Here is a 25594-nt window from a genome sequence, read left to right as displayed (position 1 = left end):
ATCACCCCGGATACACGAATGCGGGCCCACCGTGGTGGACCCGCACTCCGCACACCGGGGGGGATTCAGTCCCGCAGCGGACGACCGTGGGTATCGGTCACCTTGCCGGTGAGAATCATGATGCCGTCGATGAGACCCCAGATCGACCCGGCGATACCGCAGGTGAAGATGCTGGCCGCGATCTGGCCGATACCCATCCCGGTATCACCGAGGTAGAACCGGCCGATCCCGAGATAGCCGAAGAAGATCTGCAGCAGTCCCGCCACCATCTTCTGTTTGTCCGACAGCGGCACCCCGTACATATCGCGGCCGTAGGGCGCCTCCGGATCCATCGGGTTGTACCCCATGGGCGCGCCGTAGCCAGGTCCCGGCTGCCCGTACGCGCCCGGTTGCCCGTAGGCAGGATCCGGCTGCCCGTACTGCGGGCCCGGCTGTCCGTACCCGGGCGCGGCCCCGTACTGCGGGTCGGGCTGCCCCGGATACGGCTGCGGCTGCGAGGCGTAGGGCTGGGACGGGTAGGGCTGCGACGGATACCCCGGCGATTTACCCAGATCCGGGCCGGTGCCCTGCGGGCCGTACTGCGGTCCGCCCTGCTGGTACGGATCGGTCACTGCTCCTCCTGTGTTATAGGCGCCGCCTCCGGCGGCGCGGGGTTCGGGGCCCTATGTCTCGTTCTTCACTCCGCCGCTCCTCCGCAACGCTGCCCCGCTCTGTCGCTCCAGAACGAGACGGGCCCCGAACCCATTCAGGTGGGCAGTCACGGGAGGGATTCTTCGGCGGCGCAGTGCCCGGGGACATCTGTCTCGTAGTTCTTTGCTCACTTCCCCGTTGTGTCATGGCGCCGCCTCCGGCAGCGCGGGGTTCGGGCCCGTACCGCGCGGTGGGCTGTGGAAGGCTGTTCCAGTCGCCTCAGGGGTTCCTCGGTGCGGTGGCCGCGGAATCCGTATCCGCCGACGACACGGAATCGGTGTGTGCAGCGCCGGATTCGTTCGCGCCGGACTTCGGATCGACGGCATCTTCACTTGTCGCGGATTTCGGCGACTCCGCGGACCCGCCCAGTCCCGCGGAGTCGGGCTCGGCAGACGAATCTTGCGGGCCGGCTGCGGAATCGGCGGGCTCGTCCGTTTTCGCGGACTCGGCGGCTCCCTCCGGCTTCGCGAGCGGATCGGTGGCGCCGGACCCACCGCCGTCCTCCGAGTCCGCTGCCTCGGCCGGGGGATCGGCAGCATCGTAGTGCGCGGATTCGGTGCCGGTATCGGATTCGCGCGCGGCGGCATCCTCGTCGCCGGAGCCGGGACCGGTCGCCGCACCTGCGGCCCGTAGCGCGCCGAACTGCCACGGCCACGGGCGTGGCCCCCCTCCGGGCCGGAGCTGTTCCGGAGTTTCCCGGCCCTTGGTCGCAAACAGGACGTACGCGATCGCGGCCAGGAATACCAGGCCGGAGGTGAAGGAGTTCACCCGGATACCCGCGATCAGGGTGGCCTCGTCGTCGCGCATGAGTTCGACGAAGAAGCGCCCGAAGCAGTAGCCGGCGACGTACAGGGCGAACAGCCGCCCGTGCCCGATCCGGAAACGCCGGTCGATATAGACCAGTGCGAGCACGACCGCGACATTCCACAGCAACTCGTAGAGGAACGTCGGATGCACGACGGAGTGGACCTCGCCGGAGGAAACACCGTTCATCATGTCGAGGCGGCCGGCGTCGTCGAAGCGCAGGTAGATCTCCAGGCCCCAGGGCAGATCGGTTTCGCGACCGTAGAGCTCCTGGTTGAAGTAGTTGCCGAGCCGGCCGATGGCCTGGGCGAGCAGGATCGGCGGGGCGATCGCGTCACCGAGTGCGGGCAGCGGGATCTTGTAGATCCGGCAGGCGATCCAGGCGCCGATACCGCCCAGGAATACCGCCCCCCAGATGCCGAGACCGCCCTGATAGATCTTCAGGGCATCCACGGGGTTGCCGTCCGCCCCGAAGTACTTCTGCCAGTCGGTGGCGACGTGGTAGATCCGGCCGCCGATCAGCCCGAACGGTACGGCGAACACGGCAACGTCCAGGATCGCGCCCGCCTCGCCCCCGCGGGACTGCCAGCGTTTCTCGCCCCACCAGATGGCGACGATGATTCCGACGATGATGCAGACCGCGTACGCGCGCAGCGGGAACGGCCCGATATCCCAGACGCCCTGCGGCGGGCTGGGCAGATAGGCCAGCAGCTCGGTGGCGGGCGATACGGCGGTCGAGGTGGTTTCCGGTACGGCGAGAACGGTCACGGGGCAACCGTAGTCCAGGAGGCCACGTTGGCAAGTTCGGCCTCCGGCTCGCGTGTTATCTCCGGCCCCGGCCGGCCACCTACCGCGGTGTCATACGCGCCGGGGCGGGTTCAGGACGCGACCGTGGCGGCGCGGACACCACCGGCCAGTTCCGCGGTCAGGGCGTGGACCGCGTCCAGCCCCTCGGCGGCGGCGCTGACCAGCGCGGAACCGACGATGACCCCGTCGGCGTAGGCGGCGATCTCGGCCGCCTGCGCCCCGGAGCGGACCCCGAGACCGACCCCGACGGGAATATCGCTGTGCTCGCGGATCCGGGCGCACAGCGCGGGCGCCATGGTCGAGACCGCGTCCCGGGCACCGGTGACACCCATGGTCGACGCGGCGTAGACGAAACCCGAACTGGCGTCGAGGGTGGCGGCGAGGCGTTCCTCGGTGGACGACGGCGCCACCAGGAAGATCCTGTCGAGGTGGTGCGCGGCGGAGGCACTGAACCAGTCGGCCGCTTCTTCGGGGATGAGATTGGGCGTGATGATGCCGGCACCACCGGCGGCGGCGAGATCGCGGGCGAATCGGTCGACGCCGTATTTGAGTACCGGATTCCAGTAGCTCATCACCACCGCCTGGGCACCCGCGTCGGCCACCGCTTCGACCACGGAGAACACATCGCGGACCCGCACCCCGCCGCGCAGCGCCTGATCGGCCGCGGCCTGGATGGTCGGCCCGTCCATCACCGGATCGGAATAAGCAACGCCGACTTCGACGATATCGCAACCGGATTCGACCATCGCCCGCACGACCTTGCGCGACCCCTCGAGGTCCGGGTATCCGGCGGGCAGGTAGCCGATGAGAGCCGCGCGGTTATCGGCCTTACATGCGGCGAAGGTGGCGCCGAGACGGGATTCGGAACTCACTGACCGTTCTCCTTGCCCGTGTCCGGATCGTCGAAGAGCCCGAACCAGCGGGCAGCGGTATCCATATCCTTGTCGCCGCGTCCGGACAGATTCACCAGGATGATCGCCCCCTCGCCCAGCTCACGGCCCAGCTCGAGCGCCCCCGCGACCGCGTGCGCGGATTCGATGGCCGGGATGATGCCCTCGGTGCGGCTGAGCAGCAGTAGCGCGTCCATCGCGGCGGTATCGGTGACGGGCAGGTACTCGGCCCGGCCGATATCCTTCAGGAACGCGTGCTCAGGACCCACGCCCGGATAATCCAGGCCGGCCGAGATGGAATGCGATTCGATGGTCTGGCCGTCCTCGTCCTGCAGCAGGTACGAGTAGGCACCCTGGAAGGCGCCCGGGGAGCCACCGGCGAAGGTCGCCGCATGCCGGCCGGTTTCCACGCCGTCACCGGCGGCTTCGTAGCCGACGAGCCGGACGCCGGGGTCGTCGATGAAGGCATGGAAGATACCGATCGCATTGGATCCGCCGCCCACGCAGGCCGCGACGGCATCGGGTAACCGGCCCGTCAGGCTCTGGACCTGGGCGCGCGCCTCCATTCCGACGACCCGCTGAAAATCACGGACCATCATCGGGAACGGATGAGGGCCGGCCGCGGTGCCGAAACAGTAGTAGGTGTCGTCGGCGTTGGTGACCCAGTCACGCAGGGCCTCGTTGATCGCGTCCTTGAGCGTCTGCGAACCGAGAGTCACCGAGACGACCTCGGCACCGAGCAACCGCATCCGGGCCACGTTCAAGGCCTGCCGGGCGGTATCGACCGCACCCATGTAAATGATGCAGCGCAACCCGAGCAGCGCGCAGGCGGTGGCCGTGGCGACCCCGTGCTGCCCGGCGCCGGTTTCGGCGATGATCCGGGTCTTACCCATCCGCTTGGCCAGCAGCGCCTGGCCCAGCACGTTGTTGATCTTGTGGGAACCGGTGTGGTTCAGATCCTCGCGCTTCAGCAGGATCCGCGCACCGCCGGCGTGTTCGGCCAGCCCGGTGCATTCGAAGACCGGCGAAGGGCGACCGGTGTAGTCGCGTTGCAGCCGATCGAGCTCGGCGAGAAAATCCGGATCCAGGCGGACCTTGTCGTATTCGGCCGTGACCTCCTCGATCACCGCCATCAGCGCCTCGGGCACATGCCGGCCGCCGTAGACGCCGAAGTGGCCGCCCTCGTCCGGTTCGTGCTCGCTACGGTGCGCCACCCCGCGACTCGCGGCGGGCAGTGCATGATCGGTGGAGGACCCGGACGCCGCCATCATCGCCCCCGCCGGGCCGGTTTCGGGCAAGACGGATGGGTGCCGGCGGTGACCAGCTCCGATACCGCCGCCCGGGGATCACCACTGGTGACCAGCCCCTCGCCGACGAGAACCGCGTCCGCGCCGGCGCCGGCGTAGGCGAGCAGATCGGCGGTACCACGGACCCCGGATTCGGCGATCCGCACGACCTCGGTGGGGAGCCCCGGCGCGATCCTGGCGAAACAGTCCCGATCGACCTCGAGAGTTTTCAGGTTGCGCGCGTTCACACCGATCACACTCGCTCCCGCGGTGAGGGCCCGATCGGCCTCCTCCTCGGTATGCACCTCGACGAGCGCGGTCATCCCGAGCGATTCGGTCCGATCGATGAGCGAAGCCAGCGTGTCCTGTTCCAGGGCCGCGACGATCAGCAGGATCACATCGGCGCCGTGCGCCCGGGCCTCATGGATCTGGTACGGGCCGACGACGAAATCCTTGCGCAGCACCGGGATATCGACGGTGGCGCGAACGGCGTCCAGATCGTCGAGCGATCCGTTGAAGCGCCGGCCTTCGGTGAGCACGCTGATGATCCGGGCGCCACCGTCCTCGTAGGCCTTGGCCAGGCTGGCCGGGTCACCGATATCGGCGAGCGCGCCCTTGGACGGACTGGCCCGCTTGACCTCGGCGATCACACCGATGCCGTCTTCGAGAAGGGCCGCCTTCGCATCGAGCGGTGGGGTCGCGGCGGCGGCCGCTGCCTTCACCGCGGGGAAGTCGAGCACCGCCTCCCGAGCGGCTACATCCGAGCGGACCCCGTCGAGAATCGAGTCGAGTACCGTCATCTGGCTCGAATCCTTTCTGGGGAGACACGCAACTTACGCCTGAAGGATTCCCCCAGGAGCTGTCTCACCGATGCTGAACAAGAGTAAATGGCAGGCCGCGGCACCCTGACGCCGGGGGCGGGTCGCCCTGCCGCGACCGGCCTGCTAGGGGGTATCACCGGACCTCGGCGTTGCCGAGCGGCCTTCGTCACGGGCCGCCGCGTCCCTGTCCACCGGATCTGCCGAGCCGGCCGAGGTGGACCGAGCCGTTTCGTTCGCCGGGCCGGTGCGGGTGGACGGCTTATCCGCGCCGGTCGGGTCGCTCCCACCGGTCGAGTCGGTCGCGCCGGTCGGATCGTCCGCGTCGGTCGGGTCGGCGCCGGCGTCCAGCGCGTCCCACAGCACCCGTTCGGGCAGCACATCGCCGGACCCACGCTGCTGCACCGCCTGGGTGGCCGCGGCCTTCCGCGTCGCCGGGTTGTCGTATTTCCCGGACAGCTGCTCGGTACCGGCCGGCATCCGGGCCAGCAACAGCCCCGCACCGAACGCGGCCAGCGCACCGCACAGTGTGAGCGCCGCCGGACCACTCGAGGTCACCAGCTCCTGCACCTGCGCCCGGCCCGGCAGCCCGGCCAGCTCCGCGGCCCGTTGCTCGGTGGCCCCGGCCCCGGTGAGCAGTGCCAGCGCCGGTACCGCTGTCACGGCGGCGATCAAGGCAACCACCACACCGACCAGCCGACGCATCCAGCCCCGGGTCGCCAGGACAGCGGCGATGGCGGCCAGCAGAACCAGTGCCAGCGGCGTCAGCGCACCGAACCAGACCCCGCCGTTCAGGTCGTCGGTGCGCGGTTCGGTCAAACCGTCCGCAGAGGTCACCGTCACCCAGGTGAGCCGGGAGGACCCCCACAGCGCGGCGGCACCGAGGGCGAGCAATGCCAGCGCGGTAACCGGTTGCCGGCCACCTCGGCCGGTCCCGGCCCCGGCGGCAGGTGCAATTTCCTCGTCGCCCCAGTCGATCGGCCGGGATCGCGCGGCGACGGATTCACCAGCGGACCCGGTGGCCGCTTCCGCGGAATCCTGCGCTGCGGCTGCCGACGCGACGCCACTCGTATCGGCCGTGAGCGAGTGCGCCCCGGCCGCGCTGCCTGCTACCGAGCCCGGCTCGGCCACACCGCTGTCCACGCCCGCTGCGCCGGAGCCGGTTGCCCGGGCGCCCGGCTCGGTGGCCGCCACAGCGCCTGCGTCGTTCGTGGGGGCCTCAGCCGCTGCGGTAACAGCGGAATCCGTCCCGTCCGCACCGGTGCCGGTGGCCACGAACTCTGCCGACGGAGCGACGTCCGCGCCTGCTGCGGCGCCCACGGGCGCTCCGCCCGCGGGGTTACTCGTCTCCGGGCCGGCGCCGGGAGCGGCATCGCTCGTCGGCACGCGAGCTTCCGTATCGTTGCCTGCGGGCTCGCCGGCCCCCGCGGTACCGCTCCGGTCTGCACCGCCGGAGTCCTCGCCGAGCGGGCGGCGGGCGGGCTCGCCGGCTGTCATACGCCGCCTCCGGAGGTCACGGAGACCGATTCCCGGCCCGCTGCCTCCTCCGCACCGAAGGCGCGCACCGTTTCGGCGGCGGCGACCGCACGCAGCACCGCCATCGCCTTGTTCCGGGATTCGGTGTCCTCGTATTCGGCTTCGGAATCGGCCACCACCCCGGCGCCCGCCTGGACGTAGGCCGTGCCGTCCTTGAGGAGAGCGGTGCGGATGGCGATCGCGGTATCGGCGTCACCGGCGAAATCGAGGTAGCCGACCACGCCGCCGTATACACCGCGCCGGGTGGGTTCGAGTTCCTCGATCAACTGCATGGCCCGCACCTTGGGGGCGCCGGACAGCGTGCCCGCCGGGAAACAGGCGCGCACCGCGTCGAGTGCGATCTTGCCGGGTGCCAGCCGCCCGGTCACCGTGGAGACCAGATGCATGACATGGCTGTAGCGCTCGACGTGGCGGTACTCGGTGACCCGTACCGTCCCGGGCACACACACCCGGCCCAGATCGTTGCGCCCGAGATCGACCAGCATCAGATGTTCGGCGTTCTCCTTCTCGTCGGCCAGCAGGCCCTTCTCGAGCAGCAGATCGTCTTCCTCGGTGGCGCCCCGCCAGCGGGTGCCCGCGATGGGGTGCGTGGTGGCGACCCCGTCCTGCACCGCCACCAATGCTTCCGGGCTCGATCCCACGATGGAGAACGCGGTGTTCCCGGCGCCGTCCGGGATGTGCAGCAGGAACATGTACGGGCTCGGGTTGGCCGCCCGCAACATCCGGTAGAGGTCGATGGGGCTGCCGCCGTAGTCCATTTCGAAACGCTGCGACAGCACCACCTGGAAGGCTTCCCCGGCCTCGATCTCCGCGACCAGGCGGCGGACCCCCGCGCCGTATTCGTCCGGGGTGCGGGCGCGCCGGTAATCCGGTTCGGGCTGGTCGAAAACGGACACCGTGGAGTCCGCGGGCGCGGCCAGCGCCGCGGTCATCCGGTCGAGCCGGGCGAGGGCGTCGTCGTAGGCGGCGTCCACATTCTCGGCGGTGCCGTTCCAGTTGACGGCGTTGGCGATCAAGGTGATGGCGCCCTCGTGGTGGTCGAACGCCGCCAGATCGGTGGCCAGCAGCAGCACCATCTCGGGGAGATGCAGATCGTCCTCGGCATATTCGGGCAGCCGTTCCATGCGGCGCACCGCGTCGTAACCGAGGTAGCCGACCATCCCGCCGGTCAGCGGGGGCAGACCGGGCAGCCGTTCGGTGCGCAGCAGTTCGAGGGTTTCGCGCAGGGCGTCCAGAGGGTCGCCGCCGGCCGGAGCACCGGCGGGGGTCGCGCCGAGCCAGGTGGCGGCGCCGTCGACCGAGGTGAGCGCCGACGGACTGCCCGCGCCGATGAACGACCAGCGCGACCACGATCGGCCGTTCTCCGCGGATTCGAACAGGAATGTGCCCGCCCGGTCACCGCCCAGTTTGCGGTAGGCCGACAGCGGGGTCTCCGAATCGGCCAGCACCTTCCGGGTCACCGGGACGACCCGGTGCTCGGCGGCGAGTTCGTGGAATCGTTCGCGGGTGGTAGTCGCGGGAGTGGTCGCGCCGTGCATTCGAACCATCATTCCAGCCGGGTGCCCGGTGCGCTCGACGCACCCCGCGGGACCGCCGCCGGCGGTAGTGTCCGGGTATGCAGATCGGCCAGCTCGCCCCGGTATTCGAACTCCCGGACCAGACCGGCGCCCTCCGTTCGCTCGATTCACTGCTGGCCGGCGGGCCACTGGTGTTGTTCTTCTATCCGGCCGCGAATACGCCGGTGTGCACGGCCGAGGCCTGCCATTTCCGCGATCTCACCGCGGAGTTCGCGGCCCTCGGCGCGAGTTGCGCGGGGATCAGTGCCGATGCCGTCGATGTCCAGGCGGGGTTTGCGGGGGCGCAGCGGCTCGAATACCCGCTGTTGTCGGACGCCGACGGGACGGTCGCAGAAAGCTACGGGGTCAAACGCGGACTGCTGGGCAAGCTCATGCCCGTGAAACGGCATACCTTCGTCATCGACACCGACCGCAGCGTTCTCACCGTGATCAGCAGCGAACTGCGCGCGAATGTACACGCCGACCGCGCCCTGGATTTTCTTCGCACGCGAAAAAGCGCGTAGCGGCTTCGATCCGCTCAGTTCGTGTGAATGGCCTCACCTTCGTTTCCGAGATGACCCACGTTCGAGCGAAGTCGTGGCAAACTTTTCTTCGGGTAGCCCGGTGGCACATGCCGGAATAGCCACCGGGCCGGAGAGAAGGCGGATTAGTGACGGAGTGGCTGAACCCGGTCGAGGGACGGGCCTGGCGCGCAGTGGTCGCGGTGCTGAACCGTTTGCCGGGGGCATTGGATACCGATCTGCAGCGCGAGTCCGGCGTGACTCATTTCGAGTACTGGGTGCTCACCCTGCTCTCGGAGGCGCCGGACCGGCGGCTGCAGATGAGCGAGCTCGCCCATCGAGCAAATTCATCGCTATCGAGACTTTCGCATGTGGTCTCCAAACTCGAGCGGATGGGCTGGGCGACGCGTACCGCGACCACCGGGCGTCGCGGCGTCCTGGCCGAACTCACCGACGACGGCCATCAGAAGGTCGTGGAAGCGGCACCCGGGTACATGGATGTGGTGCGGCGACTGGTCTTCGACGGGCTCGATGCCGAGCAGACCGCAGCGATGGCGGATCTCGGCGAAACGCTCGCCGACCACCTGGGCACCGTTCTCGGCCGTACCGCCCCCTAACCGGGGCGCAGCAGCGGCGAGGGGTCGCCGCCGGGCCCGGGTGTGGCGTACCGACCGGACAGCCCGCACCACTCCAGGCAATCCGGGCGGGCAGGTCCGTGGTGGTTTCAGCCCGCCGGCCCGGCGAAAAAGGCAGTGGCTGCCAGCGCCAGAGCCAGGAAACCCGCAGGGAACGCAATGTTGTGGAATACCCGCGCCCGTACGTGGACGCCGACCGCTACCACGAAGAACAGGACCAGCCCGACCGCTGCGGCGAACCCTATGGATTTCCAGCCGAAGAGTCCCGCGACCAACCCGGCCACACCGGCACCTTCGATTACCGCCAGGTACGGGATCCACTTCGGTGCCACGCCGGCTTCCGCGGCGTTCTGCACCATGAACGGCGCGCGCACGGCCTTGGCGACGACCTCGGCAGCATTCGCCAGCACACAAACCACGGTCGCGACGAACAGTGCAGTATCGAGCGCGCCGGTCACCGGGTGTACCGGCCCAGCTCGACGGCGGGTCGCGGGGCGACCGGGCCTGCCCACTCGGCCAGCCGTGCCCGGAATTCCCGGGCTTCCGGAATATCCAGAAGCGGGTTGGCGTCGGTCAGCCGGAGAATCAGCACGAACTCGCCATCCGGGCCCACCCGCATCGCGGTGTAGTCGATCCCTTCGGGACCGGCGGCGTCCACCGCAGCAAACAACTTCGTAACGGCCTGTTCGACCTCTGGTATCCGCTCCGGGGCGGTGGTGAACCGGAGAATCTGTACGCTCATATCTGTCTCCTCGAAGGCGTGCAATGTCGTGGTAGTCATCACTCACCCCTCCTGACGTCCGTCACGCACGAAAGGTGACCTCCCCGTGGAAACAGTCGAGAAGTTCGAGGCGGCCCGGCCGCGGCTGCTTTCGCTCGCCTACCGGATCGTCGGCTCGCACCAGGACGCCGAGGATGCGGTGCAGACCGCGTGGACCCGGGTACAGGTGGCGGACCTGTCCGAAGTGGCCGAACCGGACGCCTGGTTCACGACCGTGACGGCGCGGTTGTGCCTGGATCTGCTCCGGGCGCGGGAGCGCCGCGGCGAACTCCCGCTGCTGCTCGACGATATCGGCGGTGAACAGACCGGAGCCGACGAAGCATTCCTCCGGCGCGAGGATGTGTCCCGGGCACTGCTCGTGCTGCTCGGCGAGCTGTCACCGGCCCAGCGGGTGGCCTATGTGCTGCACGATCTCTTCGCAGTACCGTTCGACCGGGTCGCCACGGTACTCGAGGCGACTCCGGCGGCAGCGAAAAAACTGGCCAGCCGGGCCCGCGGCAGGCTGCGCGATGCACGGCCGCCCGAATCCGGTACTGCGACCGGGCATCCCAGTTCCTCCGGCTATCCCGATACCGCCGCGCATCTCGAGATCGTCGAGGCCTTCCTGGCCGCTGCCCGCGGCGGCGATATCGCCCGGCTGGTCACCCTGCTGGCTCCGGATGCCGTCCGGATCGCCGATCCGCGCCTGCTCCCGGCGGGCGCGCCCACCGAGGTTCGCGGCGCCACGGCAGTCGCCGAGGAAACACGGTTGTTCGCCGACCGGATCGCCGTCACCACGACGCTTCTCCTCGCCGGTAGCCCCGCGGCGGTGATCGCGCCCGGCGGGCACCCCTTCGCGCTCATCCGTTTCCGGATCGAGGACCGGCTCGTCCGGGCAATCGAGATCGGGCAGTGTATGCCCGGCACGATATCGCCGAGCTGACCGTGCGCGGTCCCGGTATGCGGGAACCCTCGATATCCTCGGCGGCACCGGAACTACGAGGTGATCAACGGCGATCTCGCGGCATCCACGCTATCCATCGACGACCAGCGGCCACGCACCGGTGGTCGTCGGCCAGGTCCACGAATGCCCGGCCGATTCCGGTCGCCGGGGCGCCCCCTCGAGCAGCACAGTTATCGCCGATCCCGGCGCGGTCGGGCCACCTGCGACCGGCCCTTGGTGTGATGTCACCGGCACGCGACAGACCTGTCGTCACACCTGTTCGGAAGGCAGCAGTACGTCGGTGTCGAAACAGGTATGCGTGCCGGTGTGGCAGGCCGCGCCCCGCTGATCCACCACCAGCAGCACCGTATCGCCGTCGCAGTCCAGCCGGACCTCGTGCACGTACTGCGTATGTCCCGAGGTCTCCCCCTTGACCCAGTACTGCTTCCGGGACCGGGAATAGTAGGTGGCGCGGCGAGTTTCGAGGGTGCGGGCCAGTGCCTCGTCGTCCATCCACGCCATCATCAGTACCGCGCCCGTCCCGCGTTCCTGTGCCACCGCGGCCACCAGTCCGGCGTCGTTACGTTTGAGCCGGGCAGCGATCGCCGGATCCAGGGCCATCTCAGCGCACCACCAGATCGGCCGCGCGCAGGGCATCCTTGACCTGCGGGATGGTCAGGTCACCGAAGTGGAAAACGCTGGCGGCCAGCACGGCGTCCGCACCGGACTGCACTGCGGGAGCGAAATGCTCGACCGCGCCGGCACCGCCGGAGGCGATCACCGGAATCGAGACCGCGGCACGCACGGCGCGGATCATCGGCAGATCGAACCCTGCCTTGGTGCCGTCGGCGTCCATCGAGTTGAGCAGGATCTCCCCCACCCCCAGCTCGGCCCCGCGCACCGCCCATTCGACCGCGTCGATCCCGGTGCCCCGGCGACCGCCGTGTGTCGTGACCTCCCAGCCCGACGGGGTGTCCGGTTCGCCGTCGGGCACGGTGCGGGCGTCGACCGACAGCACGATGCACTGCGATCCGAAGCGCTGCGACATCTCGTGCAGCACCTCGGGGCGGGCAATGGCGGCGGTATTCACCGAGACCTTGTCCGCGCCCGCGCGCAGCAGCCGGTCCACGTCGTCGACGGTGCGCACTCCGCCGCCGACGGTGAGCGGAATGAAGATCTGCTCGGCGGTCCGGGTGACCACGTCGAACATGGTGGCGCGGTCACCGCTGGAGGCGGTGACATCGAGGAAGGTGAGTTCGTCGGCGCCCTGGGCGTCGTAGGCGGCGGCGAGCTGCACCGGATCGCCGGCATCGCGCAGGTTCTGGAAGTTGACGCCTTTGACCACCCGCCCGGCATCGACGTCCAGGCAGGGGATGACACGTGTCGCCAGGGTCATGAACGCTCCTCACCGCCGCCGGGAGCGGCATTGTCCACACGACTTCCGGGGGCGGCAGTGCCCGCACCGCTGCCGTAGGCGGGGCTGTCCGCACCGCCGGAGTGGGCACTGTCCACACCGGCGTCCGAGCCGGCTCCGTCCTCACCGGACGCGGGCTCCGCCGCCCGACCGGGATCGCGATCACTGCCCGGCACGGCGAATCCGGTACCGCGGGCCGCGGCGATCATCTCGAGCAGTTCGGCATGCACCCCGGGCGCCGCCGCGAGCACCGAACCGGATTCGATCGTCCAGTCCGCCCCCTCGAGATCGGTGACGATCCCGCCGGCGCACCGCACCATCAGCGCGCCCGCCGCGTTGTCCCACGGATGGTGACCGAACACGATCGCGCCGCCCAGCGTTCCGTCGGCAGTGAAGGCGAGGTCGATTCCGGTCGAGCCGTGCATCCGTACGCGGGACGACAACCGGCTCAGCGCGCCGAGTACCCGATGCCGGAACAGGCCCGGGACGCGTCCGGTGGATTCGATGTTGAAGGCACCGAACCCGATCATCGCCTCGTCGAGCAGCGCAGGGGGTAGCGGTGGCCGGGCCACTCCGTCCACGAGAAGTGGCCCACCGGCGACGGCGGCGTACCGGCGGTCCAGCGGCGGGAACCAGGCGAGCCCGAGGACCGGTTCGCCGTCGCGGATCAACGCGAGCAGGGTTCCGGTGAGCGGATGACCGGTCGAATAGTTGAAGGTGCCGTCGATGGGGTCCAGCACCCATGCGGTGCCGCCGGTGAGCGACGGCCCGCCGAATTCCTCACCGTGCACCTCGATACCGGTCCGCGCCACGAGCAGCTCGGAGATGGTGCGTTCGAGTTCCAGGTCGAGTTCGGTGGCGAAATCCCGGGAGCCCTTGGCCACCGCGCTGGGAGCGCCGCGTCCCTCGAGAAAACGGTCGCCGACGCTGTCGAGTACCTCGGCCGCCGTACTCAGCAGCCCCGCCAGTTCGGTCTCTGCCCTGGTCATCGCTTCGGCTCCCGGTTTCTCGCGGTCGGTGTGCGGCCGTACGCCCGCACGGTGCGTTTGCTCCTGCGCCCGAGCCCGGCCGCTACGACCCCGCGCGCGGTCAACGGACGGCGGCCAGCGCCTCGGGCAGGGTGAACCGGCCCGCGTACAGGGCTTTGCCGACGATCGCGCCTTCGACGCCCTCGGGCACCAGTTCGGCGATCGCGGTCAGATCGGCCAAAGCCGAGACCCCGCCGGAAGCGATCACCGGCGCGTCGGTGGCCATACACACCTCGCGCAGCAGATCCAGGTTGGGACCGGTGAGGGTGCCGTCCTTGGTGACATCGGTGACGACGTACCGCGAGCAGCCGTCCCGTTCCAGCCGTTCCAGGACCTCCCACAGATCCCCACCGTCGCTGACCCAGCCGCGGCCGCGCAGCCGGTAGTCGCCGTCCACGATCTGGACGTCCAGCCCGACCGCCACCCGATCGCCGTATTCGGCGATGGCCCGGGCGCACCATTGCGGATCTTCCAGCGCGGCGGTTCCCAGGTTGACACGGGCGCAGCCGGTGGCCATCGCGGCCTTCAGCGATTCGTCGTCGCGGATACCGCCGGACAGTTCGACAGCGACATCCAGTTCACCGACCACTCGGGCCAGCAGCTCCCGGTTGGACCCGCGGCCGAAGGCGGCGTCGAGGTCCACCAGATGCACCCATTCGGCACCCGCGTCCTGCCACGCGAGGGCGGCATCGCGCGGCGAACCGTAACCGGTTTCGCTGCCCGCCGCGCCCTGTACCAGGCGGACGGCCTCTCCATCGGCGACATCGACTGCAGGCAGCAACACAAGACTCACGCGCAACAGCCTAGTAGCCCGGGGTTCGCCCGTGCCGCGCGCCCGGTAGCGAGTCGGCAGGCCGCGCGCCGCGGTGACGGGGGCCGGCGAGCGTTGGGTGATATCACCCACTGGGCCGGTCGGGGTGCCCGCTACACTCATCGGCGAACGCGTGAGAGGTCACCGACGCGTCAGGTCACGATTCGAGAAAGTTCGGAGTGGGCGCCATCGATACCGGTCAGTTGATCGCGGATCACTACCGCCTGGTCGAGCAGATTGGTAGCGGCGGCACAGGCGTGGTCTGGCGTGCCGTCGACGAACGTCTGCAACGGTCGGTGGCGATCAAACAGATCCATATAAAGCCCAGCCTGCCACCTGCCGAGCGTGATGTGCTGCGCCAGCGCGCCACCCGCGAGGCCCGCAACGCGGCTCGTTTCCAGCATCCGAATGCCATCGTGGTGTTCGACATCACCGAACACGGCGGCGATCCGTGCCTGGTGATGGAGTACATGAAGTCGCGCAGCCTCGCACAGGTGCTGTCCTCCGAGGGGCCGCTGCCGTTGCCGCAGGTCGCGCGGATCGGGGAACAGGTCGCGGCGGCACTCATCGCGGCGCATCAGGCCGGGATCGTGCATCGCGATGTGAAACCGGGCAATGTCCTGCTCGACGATCACGGCACCGTCAAGATCACCGATTTCGGGATCTCGCGTGCCACCGGCGATGTGACGCTCACCGAGACCGGGTTGATCTGCGGAACCGCCGCCTACTTGGCACCCGAGGTCGCGCGGGGCGCGGATCCGACCCCGGCCGCGGACGTGTTCGCCCTGGGCGCGACGCTGTTCCACGCCCTCGAAGGGGAACCACCCTTCGGGTCCGGCAACCCGCTCAAAGTGCTGTATGCCGCGGCCAACGGCCAGGTCAGCGAGCCCCAGAACGCCGGCCCGGCCACCGATTTCCTACTCGACCTGCTGGAAGCCGATCCGCGGCTGCGACCCACGATGCAGGAGGCCCGCGAACAACTGGCGCAATTCGCCGGATATCCGGGCGCGAATTCCGAGCATGCCGGGTTCGTCCCGGCGCGCGAGGCCTTCGATCGCAACGGGCACTCCGGCGGAGCCGCCGTCAGCACGATGGAAACACCGGTCCCCGGCCGCACCCGCGGCGCCGCGCCCGCCCCGGCTCCACGCCGGCGGGCCGAACCCCGCGCGGAGGCCGGCCACGACGGAAACGGCGACCGCCCCTCGCGGCGGGCTCCGAATCATCCCCCCACCACCACCCAGCCCGTTCCGGAAGGCTCCGGTGGCGGGGTACGGCGAGCGGTGCTCATCGGTGGTATCGCCGGGGCGGCAGTGGTCGGTGGTGTGCTGTGGTTCAGTTCCTCGGATTCCGGCGACGGCGGATCCGCGCAGGCCGGTACCTCGGTGACCTCGTCGGCACCCCGGACACCCGGGACCACGGCGGCGGCCGCCCCCGCGCTGGGCAGCACGCCCAGTACCGGACAGGTCGAATGGGTCCAGGCCGGCCAGCTGCTCGAGCAGTTCTACATGAATCCGGCGGGTTCGTGGTCCTTGCTGACTCCGGCCGCACAACAGGCCTACGGCAGCCGGCAGGAATTCGAACAGTACTGGTCGACCCGGACCGTGCAGAGTTTCAGCCGCATCGAGGCCTTCAAGGGCAACAACCCCGACGGCTCGGTGGATATGCGGGTGAACAACCTCAGCTACGGTGGCCAGACCCGTAATCCGATACTGCGGGTCGTGCATTCGGGCGGGTCGCTGCTCATCGACAGCGATACTCGCTGATCCGTAACCCGAACTCCCCGCCCGCAGCCGGGCTATCGTGTGCGACATGAATATTCGGGGGATGCTCGCCGCCGAGCGAGCCGAGTTCACCGCTCTGCTGCGCGGCCTGGGGAACGAGGAATGGGACGCGCCGACACTGTGCACCGGCTGGCGGGTACGGGAACTGGTCGGGCATCTGCGCTACGACGCGATCCCGCTCACCGAGTACGCCGGTATCGCCGCGCGCAACCGCTTCTCCATCGACGGCGTCAACAACGCCATGGCCGCCGAGGGATCGCGCCGGACACCGGCGGAACTGCTGGCCGAATTCGAATCCGCCCCACGCACGGTATCGCGGCTGTGGCCACGACTGGGGCTGGCCGATCTACTGATCCACCAACAGGACATCCGGCGGCCCCTGGGCCGGCGCCGCGAAATCCCCACCGACCGGTTGAAGGCCGTACTCGACCATCCCGACCCGTTCGCGCGCCCCGGACGCCTCACCGGAGGGTTACAGTTCGTCGCGACAGATTTCGACTGGGTCAAGGGATCGGGGCCTACCGTCCGCGGGCGCGGTGAAGCGCTAGCGTTGGCGATGGTGGGCCGGCCCGTGGTCCTCGACGAACTCGACGGCGAAGGCGTCGGGGAACTGCGCCGCCGCTGCAGCTGAAACATCCGGAAGTCCGCTTCACCGATGGGAGACGCGCAGATGACCGATTCGGCACTCGTCGCCATGGCGGCGATGATCGGCGAGTGGAGGACGACCAGCGAACAGCTCCCCGATATGGTCGGCCACACCACCATCGAGTGGCTGGACGGCGACGCCTTCCTGCTGGTCCGGCTGACGGTACCCGAGCCGGCGATCGCCCGGACCTGGGTTGTCGGTACCGATGACGCCTACCCGGAACGGCTGAAGGTCCTGCAGCACGACAGCGCCGGTGCCCGCCGGATCTACAACGGCGCGCTCACCGGGCCGCTGTGGCGGATCTGGCGCGACGCCCCCGGCGATTCCCAGCGGCTGACCGGCAATCTCGAGGAGTCCGGGAACATATTCCGAGCCACCTGGGAGCGCTCGGACGCCGAATTGGACCCGCGGACCTGGGAGCACCAGCTCGATATCGTCTACACCCGGATCGCCTGAGCCGGACCACGCGGATAACCACTGGTATCGGCCCGATACCCTGGTGCTGTCGTACTCAGCCGCTGCACAAGGACCGATACCACCATGACATCCCGTATCGAGCTCGCCCGCGTAGATCTGCGCGGCCGCACGCCCACCACCGCGCAGCTGCGCACCGCGCTGCCGCGCGGCGGGGTCGATGTGGACTCGGTACTACATCAGGTGCGGCCGGTGGTGGAGGCGGTCCGGGACCGCGGCGCGGCCGCAGCCCTGGAATTCGGCGCGAAGTTCGACGGGGTGACCCCGGAAACCGTGCGCGTCCCCGCCGCCGAGCTGGCTGCCGCCCTCGACGGACTGGATCCGGCGGTGCGGGCGGCGCTCGAGGTCGCGATCGCGCGGACCCGTGCCGTGCACGCGGATCAGCGGCGCACCGACACCACCACCGAGGTGGTTCCCGGCGGCACCGTCACCGAACGCTGGGTGCCGGTCGAACGGGTCGGGTTGTACGTGCCCGGCGGTAACGCCGTGTACCCGTCCAGTGTCGTGATGAACGTCGTACCCGCGCAGGCCGCCGGGGTGGAATCACTGGTGGTGGCCTCGCCGCCGCAGGAACAGTTCGGTGGGCTGCCGCATCCGACCGTGCTGGCCGCGGCCCGGCTGCTGGGTGTCGAGGAGGTGTGGGCCGTCGGCGGCGCGCAGGCGGTCGCCCTGCTGTCCTACGGGGGCTCCGATACCGACGGTGCCGATCTGGCCCCCGTCGATCTGATCACCGGTCCCGGCAATATCTATGTCACCGCCGCCAAACGGCTGTGCCGCGGCCTGGTCGGGATCGACGCCGAAGCCGGCCCCACCGAGATCGCGATCCTCGCCGACGCCACCGCCGACCCGGTACATGTGGCCGCCGACCTCATCAGCCAGGCCGAACACGATGTGCTCGCCGCGAGTGTGCTGGTCACCGACAGCCCCGCCCTCGCCGATGCCGTCGATGCGGCCCTGACCACACAGCTGACCGTCGTGAAACATGCCGAACGGGTAACCGCGGCGCTCCGCGGCGCCCAGTCCGGCACGGTGCTGGTCGACGATATCGACCAGGGGCTGCGGGTGGTGAACGCCTACGCCGCCGAGCACTTGGAGATCCAGACCGCACAGGCCACCGCGGTCGCCGCCCGGGTGCGCAGCGCGGGCGCGATCTTCGTCGGGCCCTACGCCCCGGTGAGCCTCGGCGACTACTGCGCCGGCTCCAACCACGTCCTGCCCACTGCCGGTTGCGCCCGGCATTCGTCCGGGCTGAGCGTGCAGACCTTCCTGCGCGGTATCCACGTCGTGGACTACACCGAGGCGGCGTTGAAGGATGTCGCCGGACATGTGGTGGCGCTGGCCGACGCCGAGGATCTACCCGCCCACGGGCAGGCCGTACGCGCCCGGTTCGAGGCACTGTCATGAGCGCGCAGGTCCCCGGCGCCGGGATCGGGCTGGACGCGCTGCCGTTACGGGAGAACCTGCGCGGTAAATCCCCGTACGGCGCACCGCAACTCAGCGTTCCCGTCCAGCTCAACACCAACGAGAACCCGCACCCGCCGACGTCGGCGCTGGTGGCGGATCTCGCCGAGGCGGTGCGCGCGGCGGCCGCCGATCTGCACCGCTATCCCGACCGCGATGCAGTGGGGTTGCGCACCGATCTCGCCGCCTACCTCACCCGCCAGACCGGTATCGCGGTGGACGCGGCGAATGTCTGGGCGGCCAACGGGTCCAACGAGATCCTGCAGCAGCTGCTGCAGGCCTTCGGCGGACCCGGCCGGCGGGCACTGGGTTTCGTCCCGTCGTATTCGATGCATCCGATCATCTCCGAGGGCATCGACACCGAGTGGGTGGAGGCGAAACGGTCCGCCGATTTCTCCATCGATATCGACGCCGCCGTGGCTGCCATCGCCGATCGCCGGCCCGATGTGGTGTTCGTGACCAGCCCCAACAACCCGACCGGGCACAGCATCCCGGCCGCGGAGCTGGCCCGGATCCTCGAGGCCGCCCCGGGGATCGTGATCGTGGACGAGGCCTACGGCGAATTCTCCGCACAACCCAGCGCGATCGGTCTCATCGACAGCTACCCGGCGAAACTGGTGGTCAGCCGCACCATGAGCAAGGCATTCGCCTTCGCCGGCGGCCGGCTCGGCTACCTCGTCGCGGCCCCCGCGGTGATCGACGCCCTGCTACTGGTGCGGTTGCCGTATCACCTGTCGGTGGTCACCCAGGCCGCGGCGCGCGCCGCCCTGCGGCATGCCGGCGAAACCTTGGCGAGCGTCGCGGAACTGGCCGCCCAGCGCGACCGGGTCGCCCGGGAACTGACCGCCCTCGGTTTCCATGTGGTGCCCAGCGACGCGAACTTCCTGCTGTTCGGAACCTTCCACGACGCGCCCCGGGCCTGGCAGCACTACCTGGACGAAGGTGTCCTCATCCGGGACGTGGGAATCCGCGGCCATCTGCGCACCACCATCGGGCTGGCCGCCGAGAACGACGAATTCCTGCGGGTCAGCGCGAAACTGGCCGCCACCGAACTGACCGCGCAGAACTGAAGCGACAACCGGAAGTGAGCATGAACCGAACCGCGCGAGTGGAGCGCACCACCAAGGAATCCGGCATCGTGGTGGAACTGAACCTCGACGGCACCGGGCAGACCGATATCTCCACCGGTGTCCCGTTCTACGACCATATGCTCACCGCGCTCGGCACTCACGCCAGTTTCGACCTCACGGTGCGCGCCGAGGGCGATATCGAGATCGAGGCACACCATACGGTCGAAGACACCGCCATCGTGTTCGGCCAGGCACTCGGCAAGGCGCTCGGCGACAAGAAAGGCATCCGCCGCTTCGGCGACGCCTACATCCCGATGGACGAAACCCTGACGCATGCCGCCGTCGACGTCTCCGGCCGCCCCTATTGCGTGCACACCGGCGAACCCGATCATCTGCTGCACGCCGTGATCCCCGGCGCACCGGTACGCGGCCGTAACGATCCCGGCGCACCGTATTCGACGGTGCTCAACCGGCACGTTTTCGAATCCATCGCACTCAACGCCCGGATCGCCCTGCACGTACGGGTGCTCTACGGCCGCGATCAGCATCACGTCACCGAAGCCGAATACAAGGCGGTCGCCCGGGCCTTACGCGCCGCCGTCGAACCGGATCCGCGGGTGCAGGGCGTCGTGCCGTCCACCAAGGGGGCGCTGTGATGGTGTACCGCGCCCGCCCTGAACGACACTCGGCACCGTGATGCGATATCTGCGCCTTCGCTCCGGTGAATCCGGTGACCATGCACTTCCCAGGGAGGAAGCACGTTGACTTCGGTTGTTCTGCTGGACTATGGCTCGGGCAATCTTCACTCCGCTGAACGCGCCCTGGTCAGGGCGGGCGCGCAGGTCGAAGTGACTGCCGACCACAAGGCGGCGCTGGCGGCGGACGGGCTGGTGGTCCCGGGCGTCGGCGCCTTCGCGGCCTGTATGGCGGGCCTGCGGGAGGTCCGCGGTGAGCGCATCATCGGTCAGCGGCTGGCCGGTGGCCGGCCGGTGCTCGGGATCTGCGTGGGTATGCAGATCCTGTTCGACCGCGGGGTCGAATTCGGTGTGGAAACCGAGGGCTGCGGGGAATGGCCCGGGACCGTCGACAAACTCGATGCCCCGGTCCTGCCGCATATGGGCTGGAACACCGTCGAAGCCCCTGCAGAGAGCGTGCTGTTCGCGGGTATGGACGCCGGCACCCGTTTCTATTTCGTCCACACCTACGCTGCCCGGTCATGGGAGCTGCCGCTCAGCGATCACCTCGCCGCCCCCAAGCTCACCTGGACCGAACATGGCAGCCGCTTCCTGGCCGCGGTGGAGAACGGCGCACTCTCGGCCACCCAGTTCCACCCCGAGAAGTCGGGTGACGCGGGCGCCCAGCTGCTGTCCAACTGGGTGAAATCCCTCTGACCCCGGGCTGTCGGCCGGCGGGGCACCCGTACGCGCCGGGCAGGCCCCGGCTGTCGGTCAGACCCGTCCGGGCGCCGTCGCCGGGCCCGGCACGCGCGATTGCGCCACTTCCAATTCGCCGAGTGTCTCCATGAGGTTCGTGCGATGCTCGTGCAGGCGTTCGAGCCGGTCGTCCAGGACGGCCAGCCGGGCCCGGTAGATCTCGAGGGCATGACCGGGGTCGTCGCAGGTGTCCATATCGGACAGATCGAGGCAGGCGTCGAGCTGTCCGATTCCTTCCATCGTCAGTCCCCGCCGCAACAGATCGGCGATCTTACGCACTCGACCGATACAGGATTCGTCGTATTCCCGCCAGCCGTTGGCGCTGCGACCGGACCGGAGCAGCCCGTTCTGTTCGTAGTACCGCAGGGAGCGCCGGCTCACACCGGTCCGCCGTGACAGTTCACCGATACGCATATCGCCTCCGGATTTGCTCTTGACACCTGTGTCACTGTTTAGCGTCGGTGCCATGGCAATTGATTCCCCCCTACACCATTCCTCCCCGGGCAGCCGGCCCTACGGTGACCTGTCCGGCCGCACCGCCCTCGTCACCGGCGGCGGATCCGGGATCGGGGCCGCCGTGGCGGTGGCGCTGGCCGACCGTGGGATGGATGTCGTGGTGACCGGCCGGCGGCGGCCGGCGCTCGAGAACACCGCACGCCGGTCGCCGGCCCTGCGCATCCACGTCGGTGACGTCTCCGATCCCCACGACGCCGCCGCCATGGTCCGAGCTGCACAGGATATGAACGGACGGCTAGACGTGGTCGTCAACAATGCCGGGTTCGGTATCGCGGCGCGGCTGGACGAGATAGATCCCGACGATGCCCTGCGCATGTGGGCCACCAACGTTCTGGGACCGACCCTGGTGACACAGGCCGCCCTGCCGTATCTCCGCGTCCGTGGCGGCGCGGTGGTCAACGTTTCCAGCACTTTCGGCGCCAAGACGGCGCCCGGTATCAGCCACTACGGGGCAGGGAAAGCCGCGCTGGAACAGCTGACCCGGAGCTGGGCGGTGGAACTGGCGGATGCCGGTATCCGGGTGAACGCGGTGGCGCCGGGGCCGACCGAGAGCGAAGCACTGGACCGTATGGGGCTGTCCGCCGCCGAGGCCGAACAGGTGAAAGTGCAGGAAGCCGCGCAGATCCCGCTGGGCCGGCGGGGCCACCCCGGCGAAGTAGCCGAGTGGGTGGTCGCGCTGGCACGTCCGGATTCCTGGATCACCGGGCAGGTGCTCGGTGTCGACGGCGGGTATTCGGTGGTCTGAACGGCTCGAACGTTATGCCGCGCATTTCGCGTTGGGCGGGGCCGGGGGTGCCGCAACGACACCGGCGGCCACATCGACCAGGAAGTCGCGGTTGCCGTCGAGGGGTTCGGTGCCCAGGAGCAGTCGTTCGACCACACATCCCGCTTCGAACAGTGCCGGGCCGACATTGTGGCGGCCGGGTTCCACCACGCCGTCCAGCGTGCGACCGCTGACGATGGAGTACATGGTGCTCGGTTTACCGGCCAGCATGAGGGCGGCCCGCATCTGCATACTGGCCGCATAGGGCACCACCTCGTCGGCGGTGCCGTGGACGAGGAAGGCGTGCCGGATGTTCATCCGGCCGGCCTGCAGCGCCGGGGAGCGTTCGGCATAGGCAAGTGGGCAGACGGCCGGGACACACCCACCGGCATCCCGCTTGATCTGGGCCTGTAGCGCGGGATAGTCGGCGGCAGGACCCTGGTAGTGGGTGAACAGATCCGACGGGCCGAAGGTGTCGACCCAGTAGTCGAACAAACTGGCGGGGCCGTAGGCGGCCGCCAGGCCGGAGGTCATGGCGCCCTGGCTCCAACCCCACAGCACGGTGCGCGTCACTCGCGGATTCGCGCCCTTGTACCACTGGGTGCCGGCCACCAGATCGCGCCAACCGGCCCACAGATTCCAGTCGCCGGTCGGCCACTGCGGGCTACCGCGCAGATCCATCGACAGGATCGGGGTCGCGGTGCGGGCGGCGATCGAGATCAGGTACTCGGCGTACTGGGCCGCGGAACCCTTGTGCCCATGTGCCGCCACCACCAGGGCGTTGCCCACCACACAGCCCTGCGGCTCGTACACCAGGCCGGTAGCCCGTTCACCGTCGACCGGTATCGCGATCGGGCGGGTATGCACCGAGCAGGCATCGATCGCGGCCGCGGGGGCGGCGGCCAGCAGGGTCGCCGTCAAGGCCGGGAGCAGCAACCCGGCCAGATAGCTCAGTGCACGTCTGCTCATAACAGGAATATTTCCATGCTTTAGGCCGAAAGAGCGGGAACTCGGCTGGGCCCGTCGGCAATTCGCGTACAGGTTGTGCCTGCGTACGTATGCCGCCGTAGGTGTCGGTGGGCCCGGCTACCATCCGCCTCATGTACGCCTTCACCACCGAGCAGCGGCGGGCACGGCTCGGAATCCGGCACCGGCTCGCGGCCGGATATCGCAGCGGCGACGTCGCCGAGATCGCGCGCTCCCTGGTGGTGCTGCACGCCACCGATCCGGCCACCGTGCACCTCTCGGTGGCCGCACGGGGCACCGGAATCGGTCCCGCGCAGGTGGAGCGCGCACTGTACGAGGACCGCGCGCTGCTGCGCATGCTGGCGATGCGGCGCACCATGTTCGTAGCACCGGTCGAGCTGGCGCCCGTACTGCACGCCTCCTGCGCCACCGAACTGGCCACCAGGCAACGCCGCACCTATGCGAAGTATCTGGCCGACGCCGGTATCGGTGACGGCGATCCGGAGGCGTGGCTGGCCGCCGTCGCCGACGAGACCCATCGCGCGCTCCTGGCCCGGGGCAGCGCCACGGGGGCCCAGCTGAGCAAGGACGTCCCTGCCCTGCGCACGCAGATCAATACGAACCCGGAGAAGTCGTACTCCAAACCGACCTCCATCACCACCTGGGTGCTGTTACTGCTCGGCACCGAGGGGCGGATCGTCCGCGCCCGGCCCGGCGGCAGCTGGTCCAGCAGCCAGTACTCGTGGGCGCCGATCGAGTCCTGGCTGTCCGTTCCGATCGACGATCTCGACGCAGGCGTTGCCCGCACCGAACTGGTACGCCGCTGGCTGCACACGTTCGGCCCCGCCCCGATCGGCGATATCAAATGGTGGACCGGGTGGACGCTGGGCCAGGTCCGCGCAACACTGGCCCGGCTCGACACGGTAGAGGTCGATCTCGACGGCACCACCGGGCTGCTGCTCGCCGACGATCTCGACCCGGTCCCGCCACCGCACCCCTGGGCGGCCCTACTGCCCGCACTGGACCCCACACCGATGGGCTGGCAGTCCCGCGACTGGTACCTGGGCGAACACAAGGAACAACTGTTCGATCGCAACGGCAATATCGGGCCGAGCATCTGGTTCGACGGCCGGATCGTCGGCGGCTGGGCGCAACGCAAGGACGGCGAGATCGTGACCCGCCTGCTGGAAGATATCGGGGCCGATGCCCGGGGCCTCGTCGCCGCCGAGGCCGAGCGCGCGGCCGGCTGGTACGGCGAGCTCCGGCCGGTCCCCCGCTTCCGCACTCCCCTCGAACGGGAACTCACCGCCTGACCGGCCGCGCACCGAGATAGATTGTTCCCATGCGAATCCGAACGTTCGAGGAACGGGACAGACCGGCAGTGCGGCAGCTGGCACTACGGGCCGGTCAGGGTTCGCCGACCGAAACCCTGTGGGGGCACCCGGAATCCGAGGCGCAGATATACCTCGATCCCTATATGGACCACGAACCCGACTCCTTGTTCCTGGCCGAATCCGAGGGCGAACTACTCGGTTACCTCACCGGCTGCGTGGACACGGATTCTTTCCCGAGCGAGGACCGGCGAATCGCGGACGCCATCCGGACACACCGCCTGATCCGGCACCGCCGGCCGGTTCTGTTCTTCGCCCGCAGCGCATTCGATGCCGCGAGCGCGGCAATCCGCCGCACACCGGCCGCCGGCGAAATCCACGATCCGCGCTGGCCCGCGCATCTGCACATCAATGTGGTGCCAGAGGCGCGCGGCTCCGGCGCGGCGGACGCCCTGATGGAGCATTGGTTCGAACGGCTCCGCTCGGTGGGTTCCCCCGGCTGCTTTCTGCAGACACTGGTCGAGAACACCCGGGCCGTCCGGTTCTTCGAACGGATGGGCTTTGCCCCGCACGGATCGACACCGCCGGTGCCGGGGATGCGCTACCAGGGCAAACGGGTCCACCAGCAGACCATGGTCCGCAGCTGCTGATCGC

Annotated in this window: 27 protein-coding genes and 1 pseudogene; 13 read left to right on the top strand and 15 right to left on the bottom strand. The window is 69.2% G+C overall.

Annotated features, from left to right (window positions below; all coding sequences use genetic code 11):
* Positions 1 to 65: 65 nt before the first annotated feature.
* The 7 genes from NFL01S_RS24990 to NFL01S_RS24960 form a co-directional block, all read right to left on the bottom strand.
* Positions 66 to 611 carry a TM2 domain-containing protein gene (locus tag NFL01S_RS24990; RefSeq protein ID WP_062978721.1) on the bottom strand — a complete coding sequence of 182 codons (546 nt, stop codon included), beginning with the start codon at positions 609 to 611 and terminating at the stop codon, positions 66 to 68.
* A gap of 298 nt (positions 612 to 909) precedes the next feature.
* On the bottom strand, positions 910 to 2262 hold the full coding sequence (gene lgt, locus NFL01S_RS37120) for a prolipoprotein diacylglyceryl transferase (RefSeq protein WP_245670863.1): 1353 nt from the start codon (positions 2260 to 2262) through the stop codon (positions 910 to 912).
* A 110-nt stretch (positions 2263 to 2372) separates the two neighbouring features.
* Entirely contained in the window at positions 2373 to 3173 is an 801-nt protein-coding gene (trpA, locus tag NFL01S_RS24980; RefSeq protein ID WP_062978720.1) for a tryptophan synthase subunit alpha, read from the bottom strand.
* Complete coding sequence (gene trpB, locus NFL01S_RS24975) at positions 3170 to 4462, bottom strand: tryptophan synthase subunit beta (RefSeq protein ID WP_062978810.1); 1293 nt, start codon at positions 4460 to 4462, stop codon at positions 3170 to 3172. The genes trpA and trpB overlap by 4 nt, the downstream gene beginning before the upstream one ends.
* Positions 4459 to 5277, bottom strand: a complete 819-nt coding sequence (gene trpC, locus NFL01S_RS24970; protein WP_062978719.1) for an indole-3-glycerol phosphate synthase TrpC — start codon at positions 5275 to 5277, stop codon at positions 4459 to 4461. The genes trpB and trpC overlap by 4 nt, the downstream gene beginning before the upstream one ends.
* Positions 5278 to 5421: 144 nt before the next feature.
* Complete coding sequence (locus NFL01S_RS36580; protein ID WP_063916029.1) at positions 5422 to 6792, bottom strand: TIGR02234 family membrane protein; 1371 nt, start codon at positions 6790 to 6792, stop codon at positions 5422 to 5424.
* A complete protein-coding gene (locus NFL01S_RS24960; protein ID WP_062978809.1) occupies positions 6789 to 8369 on the bottom strand; it encodes an anthranilate synthase component I in 1581 nt (526 codons plus the stop codon). Before NFL01S_RS24960 ends, NFL01S_RS36580 begins: the two co-directional genes overlap by 4 nt.
* A gap of 77 nt (positions 8370 to 8446) precedes the next feature.
* Between NFL01S_RS24960 and NFL01S_RS24955 the strand changes: the two genes are divergently transcribed.
* Positions 8447 to 8911: a peroxiredoxin gene (locus NFL01S_RS24955; RefSeq protein ID WP_062978718.1), complete on the top strand. Its 465-nt coding sequence runs from the start codon at positions 8447 to 8449 to the stop codon at positions 8909 to 8911.
* 146 nt (positions 8912 to 9057) lie between these two features.
* On the top strand, positions 9058 to 9525 hold the full coding sequence (locus tag NFL01S_RS24950) for a MarR family winged helix-turn-helix transcriptional regulator (protein WP_062978717.1): 468 nt from the start codon (positions 9058 to 9060) through the stop codon (positions 9523 to 9525).
* Positions 9526 to 9632: 107 nt separating this feature from the next.
* Here the strand turns inward: NFL01S_RS24950 and NFL01S_RS24945 are convergent, their stop codons facing one another.
* Both NFL01S_RS24945 and NFL01S_RS24940 read right to left on the bottom strand, forming a co-directional pair.
* Positions 9633 to 10001 carry a DoxX family protein gene (locus NFL01S_RS24945; RefSeq protein ID WP_062978716.1) on the bottom strand — a complete coding sequence of 123 codons (369 nt, stop codon included), beginning with the start codon at positions 9999 to 10001 and terminating at the stop codon, positions 9633 to 9635.
* Entirely contained in the window at positions 9998 to 10324 is a 327-nt protein-coding gene (locus tag NFL01S_RS24940) for a hypothetical protein (RefSeq protein WP_245670862.1), read from the bottom strand. The genes NFL01S_RS24945 and NFL01S_RS24940 overlap by 4 nt, the downstream gene beginning before the upstream one ends.
* 46 nt (positions 10325 to 10370) lie before the next feature.
* On the opposite strand from NFL01S_RS24940, the gene NFL01S_RS24935 reads away from it, so the two are divergent.
* Positions 10371 to 11246: a sigma-70 family RNA polymerase sigma factor gene (locus tag NFL01S_RS24935; protein ID WP_062978714.1), complete on the top strand. Its 876-nt coding sequence runs from the start codon at positions 10371 to 10373 to the stop codon at positions 11244 to 11246.
* A 270-nt stretch (positions 11247 to 11516) separates the two neighbouring features.
* On the opposite strand, the gene hisI is transcribed toward NFL01S_RS24935, so the two are convergent.
* The 4 genes and pseudogenes from hisI to priA all read right to left on the bottom strand — a co-directional run bounded on the left by hisI (position 11517) and on the right by priA (position 14481).
* The gene (gene hisI, locus NFL01S_RS24930; protein ID WP_062978713.1) at positions 11517 to 11867 is read right to left on the bottom strand and encodes a phosphoribosyl-AMP cyclohydrolase; all 351 of its coding nucleotides are present in this window, start codon (positions 11865 to 11867) and stop codon (positions 11517 to 11519) included.
* A 1-nt stretch (position 11868) separates the two neighbouring features.
* Positions 11869 to 12642, bottom strand: a complete 774-nt coding sequence (gene hisF / locus NFL01S_RS24925; protein WP_062978712.1) for an imidazole glycerol phosphate synthase subunit HisF — start codon at positions 12640 to 12642, stop codon at positions 11869 to 11871.
* Between the two features lie 212 nt (positions 12643 to 12854).
* Positions 12855 to 13649, bottom strand: a pseudogene (locus NFL01S_RS24920) (inositol monophosphatase family protein); the annotation flags it as partial.
* A 100-nt stretch (positions 13650 to 13749) separates the two neighbouring features.
* Positions 13750 to 14481: a bifunctional 1-(5-phosphoribosyl)-5-((5-phosphoribosylamino)methylideneamino)imidazole-4-carboxamide isomerase/phosphoribosylanthranilate isomerase PriA gene (priA, locus tag NFL01S_RS24915; RefSeq protein ID WP_062978808.1), complete on the bottom strand. Its 732-nt coding sequence runs from the start codon at positions 14479 to 14481 to the stop codon at positions 13750 to 13752.
* A gap of 197 nt (positions 14482 to 14678) precedes the next feature.
* Here priA and NFL01S_RS24910 point away from each other — a divergent pair, with 197 nt between their 5' ends.
* The 7 genes from NFL01S_RS24910 to hisH all read left to right on the top strand — a co-directional run bounded on the left by NFL01S_RS24910 (position 14679) and on the right by hisH (position 21322).
* Entirely contained in the window at positions 14679 to 16262 is a 1584-nt protein-coding gene (locus tag NFL01S_RS24910) for a serine/threonine-protein kinase (protein ID WP_245670861.1), read from the top strand.
* 46 nt (positions 16263 to 16308) lie between these two features.
* Positions 16309 to 16911: a maleylpyruvate isomerase family mycothiol-dependent enzyme gene (locus NFL01S_RS24905; RefSeq protein WP_062978711.1), complete on the top strand. Its 603-nt coding sequence runs from the start codon at positions 16309 to 16311 to the stop codon at positions 16909 to 16911.
* Between the two features lie 39 nt (positions 16912 to 16950).
* Complete coding sequence (locus NFL01S_RS24900) at positions 16951 to 17382, top strand: hypothetical protein (RefSeq protein ID WP_062978710.1); 432 nt, start codon at positions 16951 to 16953, stop codon at positions 17380 to 17382.
* Between the two features lie 84 nt (positions 17383 to 17466).
* Positions 17467 to 18804 (top strand): histidinol dehydrogenase, encoded by a 1338-nt coding sequence (gene hisD, locus NFL01S_RS24895; protein ID WP_062978709.1) that lies wholly within the window; start codon positions 17467 to 17469, stop codon positions 18802 to 18804.
* A complete protein-coding gene (locus NFL01S_RS24890) occupies positions 18801 to 19931 on the top strand; it encodes a histidinol-phosphate transaminase (RefSeq protein ID WP_062978708.1) in 1131 nt (376 codons plus the stop codon). Before hisD ends, NFL01S_RS24890 begins: the two co-directional genes overlap by 4 nt.
* A 20-nt stretch (positions 19932 to 19951) precedes the next feature.
* Complete coding sequence (hisB, locus tag NFL01S_RS24885) at positions 19952 to 20587, top strand: imidazoleglycerol-phosphate dehydratase HisB (RefSeq protein WP_062978707.1); 636 nt, start codon at positions 19952 to 19954, stop codon at positions 20585 to 20587.
* Positions 20588 to 20692: 105 nt separating this feature from the next.
* Positions 20693 to 21322 (top strand): imidazole glycerol phosphate synthase subunit HisH, encoded by a 630-nt coding sequence (gene hisH, locus NFL01S_RS24880; protein ID WP_062978706.1) that lies wholly within the window; start codon positions 20693 to 20695, stop codon positions 21320 to 21322.
* Positions 21323 to 21379: 57 nt separating this feature from the next.
* Here hisH and NFL01S_RS24875 read toward each other — a convergent pair whose 3' ends face one another.
* Complete coding sequence (locus tag NFL01S_RS24875) at positions 21380 to 21778, bottom strand: MerR family transcriptional regulator (protein ID WP_062978705.1); 399 nt, start codon at positions 21776 to 21778, stop codon at positions 21380 to 21382.
* A 52-nt stretch (positions 21779 to 21830) separates the two neighbouring features.
* Between NFL01S_RS24875 and NFL01S_RS24870 the strand changes: the two genes are divergently transcribed.
* Positions 21831 to 22625 (top strand): SDR family NAD(P)-dependent oxidoreductase, encoded by a 795-nt coding sequence (locus NFL01S_RS24870; protein WP_062978704.1) that lies wholly within the window; start codon positions 21831 to 21833, stop codon positions 22623 to 22625.
* Between the two features lie 12 nt (positions 22626 to 22637).
* Here NFL01S_RS24870 and NFL01S_RS24865 read toward each other — a convergent pair whose 3' ends face one another.
* Positions 22638 to 23612 (bottom strand): alpha/beta hydrolase family protein, encoded by a 975-nt coding sequence (locus NFL01S_RS24865; protein ID WP_062978703.1) that lies wholly within the window; start codon positions 23610 to 23612, stop codon positions 22638 to 22640.
* 131 nt (positions 23613 to 23743) lie between these two features.
* On the opposite strand from NFL01S_RS24865, the gene NFL01S_RS24860 reads away from it, so the two are divergent.
* Positions 23744 to 24922, top strand: coding sequence for a winged helix DNA-binding domain-containing protein (locus NFL01S_RS24860; protein ID WP_062978702.1), 1179 nt, complete (start codon positions 23744 to 23746; stop codon positions 24920 to 24922).
* A 29-nt stretch (positions 24923 to 24951) separates the two neighbouring features.
* Positions 24952 to 25590, top strand: coding sequence for a GNAT family N-acetyltransferase (locus NFL01S_RS24855; protein ID WP_062978701.1), 639 nt, complete (start codon positions 24952 to 24954; stop codon positions 25588 to 25590).
* Positions 25591 to 25594: the final 4 nt, after the last annotated feature.

This window comes from Nocardia flavorosea NBRC 108225, from assembly GCF_001613385.1.
Taxonomy (GTDB): domain Bacteria; phylum Actinomycetota; class Actinomycetes; order Mycobacteriales; family Mycobacteriaceae; genus Nocardia; species Nocardia flavorosea.
Note: the sequence above shows the minus strand (reverse complement) of the source record. Positions and strands in the feature narration are given on the sequence as shown.

Excerpts from the sequence above, each read along its gene's own strand:
- NFL01S_RS24900 (WP_062978710.1), top strand. The coding sequence starts at position 16,951 with ATGACCGATTCGGCACTCGTCGCCATGGCGGCGATGATCGGCGAGTGG.
- NFL01S_RS24960 (WP_062978809.1), bottom strand. The coding sequence starts at position 8,369 with ATGCACGGCGCGACCACTCCCGCGACTACCACCCGCGAACGATTCCAC.
- NFL01S_RS24860 (WP_062978702.1), top strand. The coding sequence starts at position 23,744 with ATGTACGCCTTCACCACCGAGCAGCGGCGGGCACGGCTCGGAATCCGG.
- trpC (WP_062978719.1), bottom strand. The coding sequence starts at position 5,277 with ATGACGGTACTCGACTCGATTCTCGACGGGGTCCGCTCGGATGTAGCC.
- NFL01S_RS24890 (WP_062978708.1), top strand. The coding sequence starts at position 18,801 with ATGAGCGCGCAGGTCCCCGGCGCCGGGATCGGGCTGGACGCGCTGCCG.
- hisI (WP_062978713.1), bottom strand. The coding sequence starts at position 11,867 with ATGGCCCTGGATCCGGCGATCGCTGCCCGGCTCAAACGTAACGACGCC.
- hisB (WP_062978707.1), top strand. The coding sequence starts at position 19,952 with ATGAACCGAACCGCGCGAGTGGAGCGCACCACCAAGGAATCCGGCATC.
- NFL01S_RS24940 (WP_245670862.1), bottom strand. The coding sequence starts at position 10,324 with ATGACTACCACGACATTGCACGCCTTCGAGGAGACAGATATGAGCGTA.
- hisF (WP_062978712.1), bottom strand. The coding sequence starts at position 12,642 with ATGACCCTGGCGACACGTGTCATCCCCTGCCTGGACGTCGATGCCGGG.
- NFL01S_RS24865 (WP_062978703.1), bottom strand. The coding sequence starts at position 23,612 with ATGAGCAGACGTGCACTGAGCTATCTGGCCGGGTTGCTGCTCCCGGCC.
- NFL01S_RS24855 (WP_062978701.1), top strand. The coding sequence starts at position 24,952 with ATGCGAATCCGAACGTTCGAGGAACGGGACAGACCGGCAGTGCGGCAG.
- trpB (WP_062978810.1), bottom strand. The coding sequence starts at position 4,462 with ATGATGGCGGCGTCCGGGTCCTCCACCGATCATGCACTGCCCGCCGCG.
- NFL01S_RS36580 (WP_063916029.1), bottom strand. The coding sequence starts at position 6,792 with ATGACAGCCGGCGAGCCCGCCCGCCGCCCGCTCGGCGAGGACTCCGGC.
- hisD (WP_062978709.1), top strand. The coding sequence starts at position 17,467 with ATGACATCCCGTATCGAGCTCGCCCGCGTAGATCTGCGCGGCCGCACG.
- NFL01S_RS24870 (WP_062978704.1), top strand. The coding sequence starts at position 21,831 with ATGGCAATTGATTCCCCCCTACACCATTCCTCCCCGGGCAGCCGGCCC.
- NFL01S_RS24905 (WP_062978711.1), top strand. The coding sequence starts at position 16,309 with ATGAATATTCGGGGGATGCTCGCCGCCGAGCGAGCCGAGTTCACCGCT.
- NFL01S_RS24955 (WP_062978718.1), top strand. The coding sequence starts at position 8,447 with ATGCAGATCGGCCAGCTCGCCCCGGTATTCGAACTCCCGGACCAGACC.
- NFL01S_RS24875 (WP_062978705.1), bottom strand. The coding sequence starts at position 21,778 with ATGCGTATCGGTGAACTGTCACGGCGGACCGGTGTGAGCCGGCGCTCC.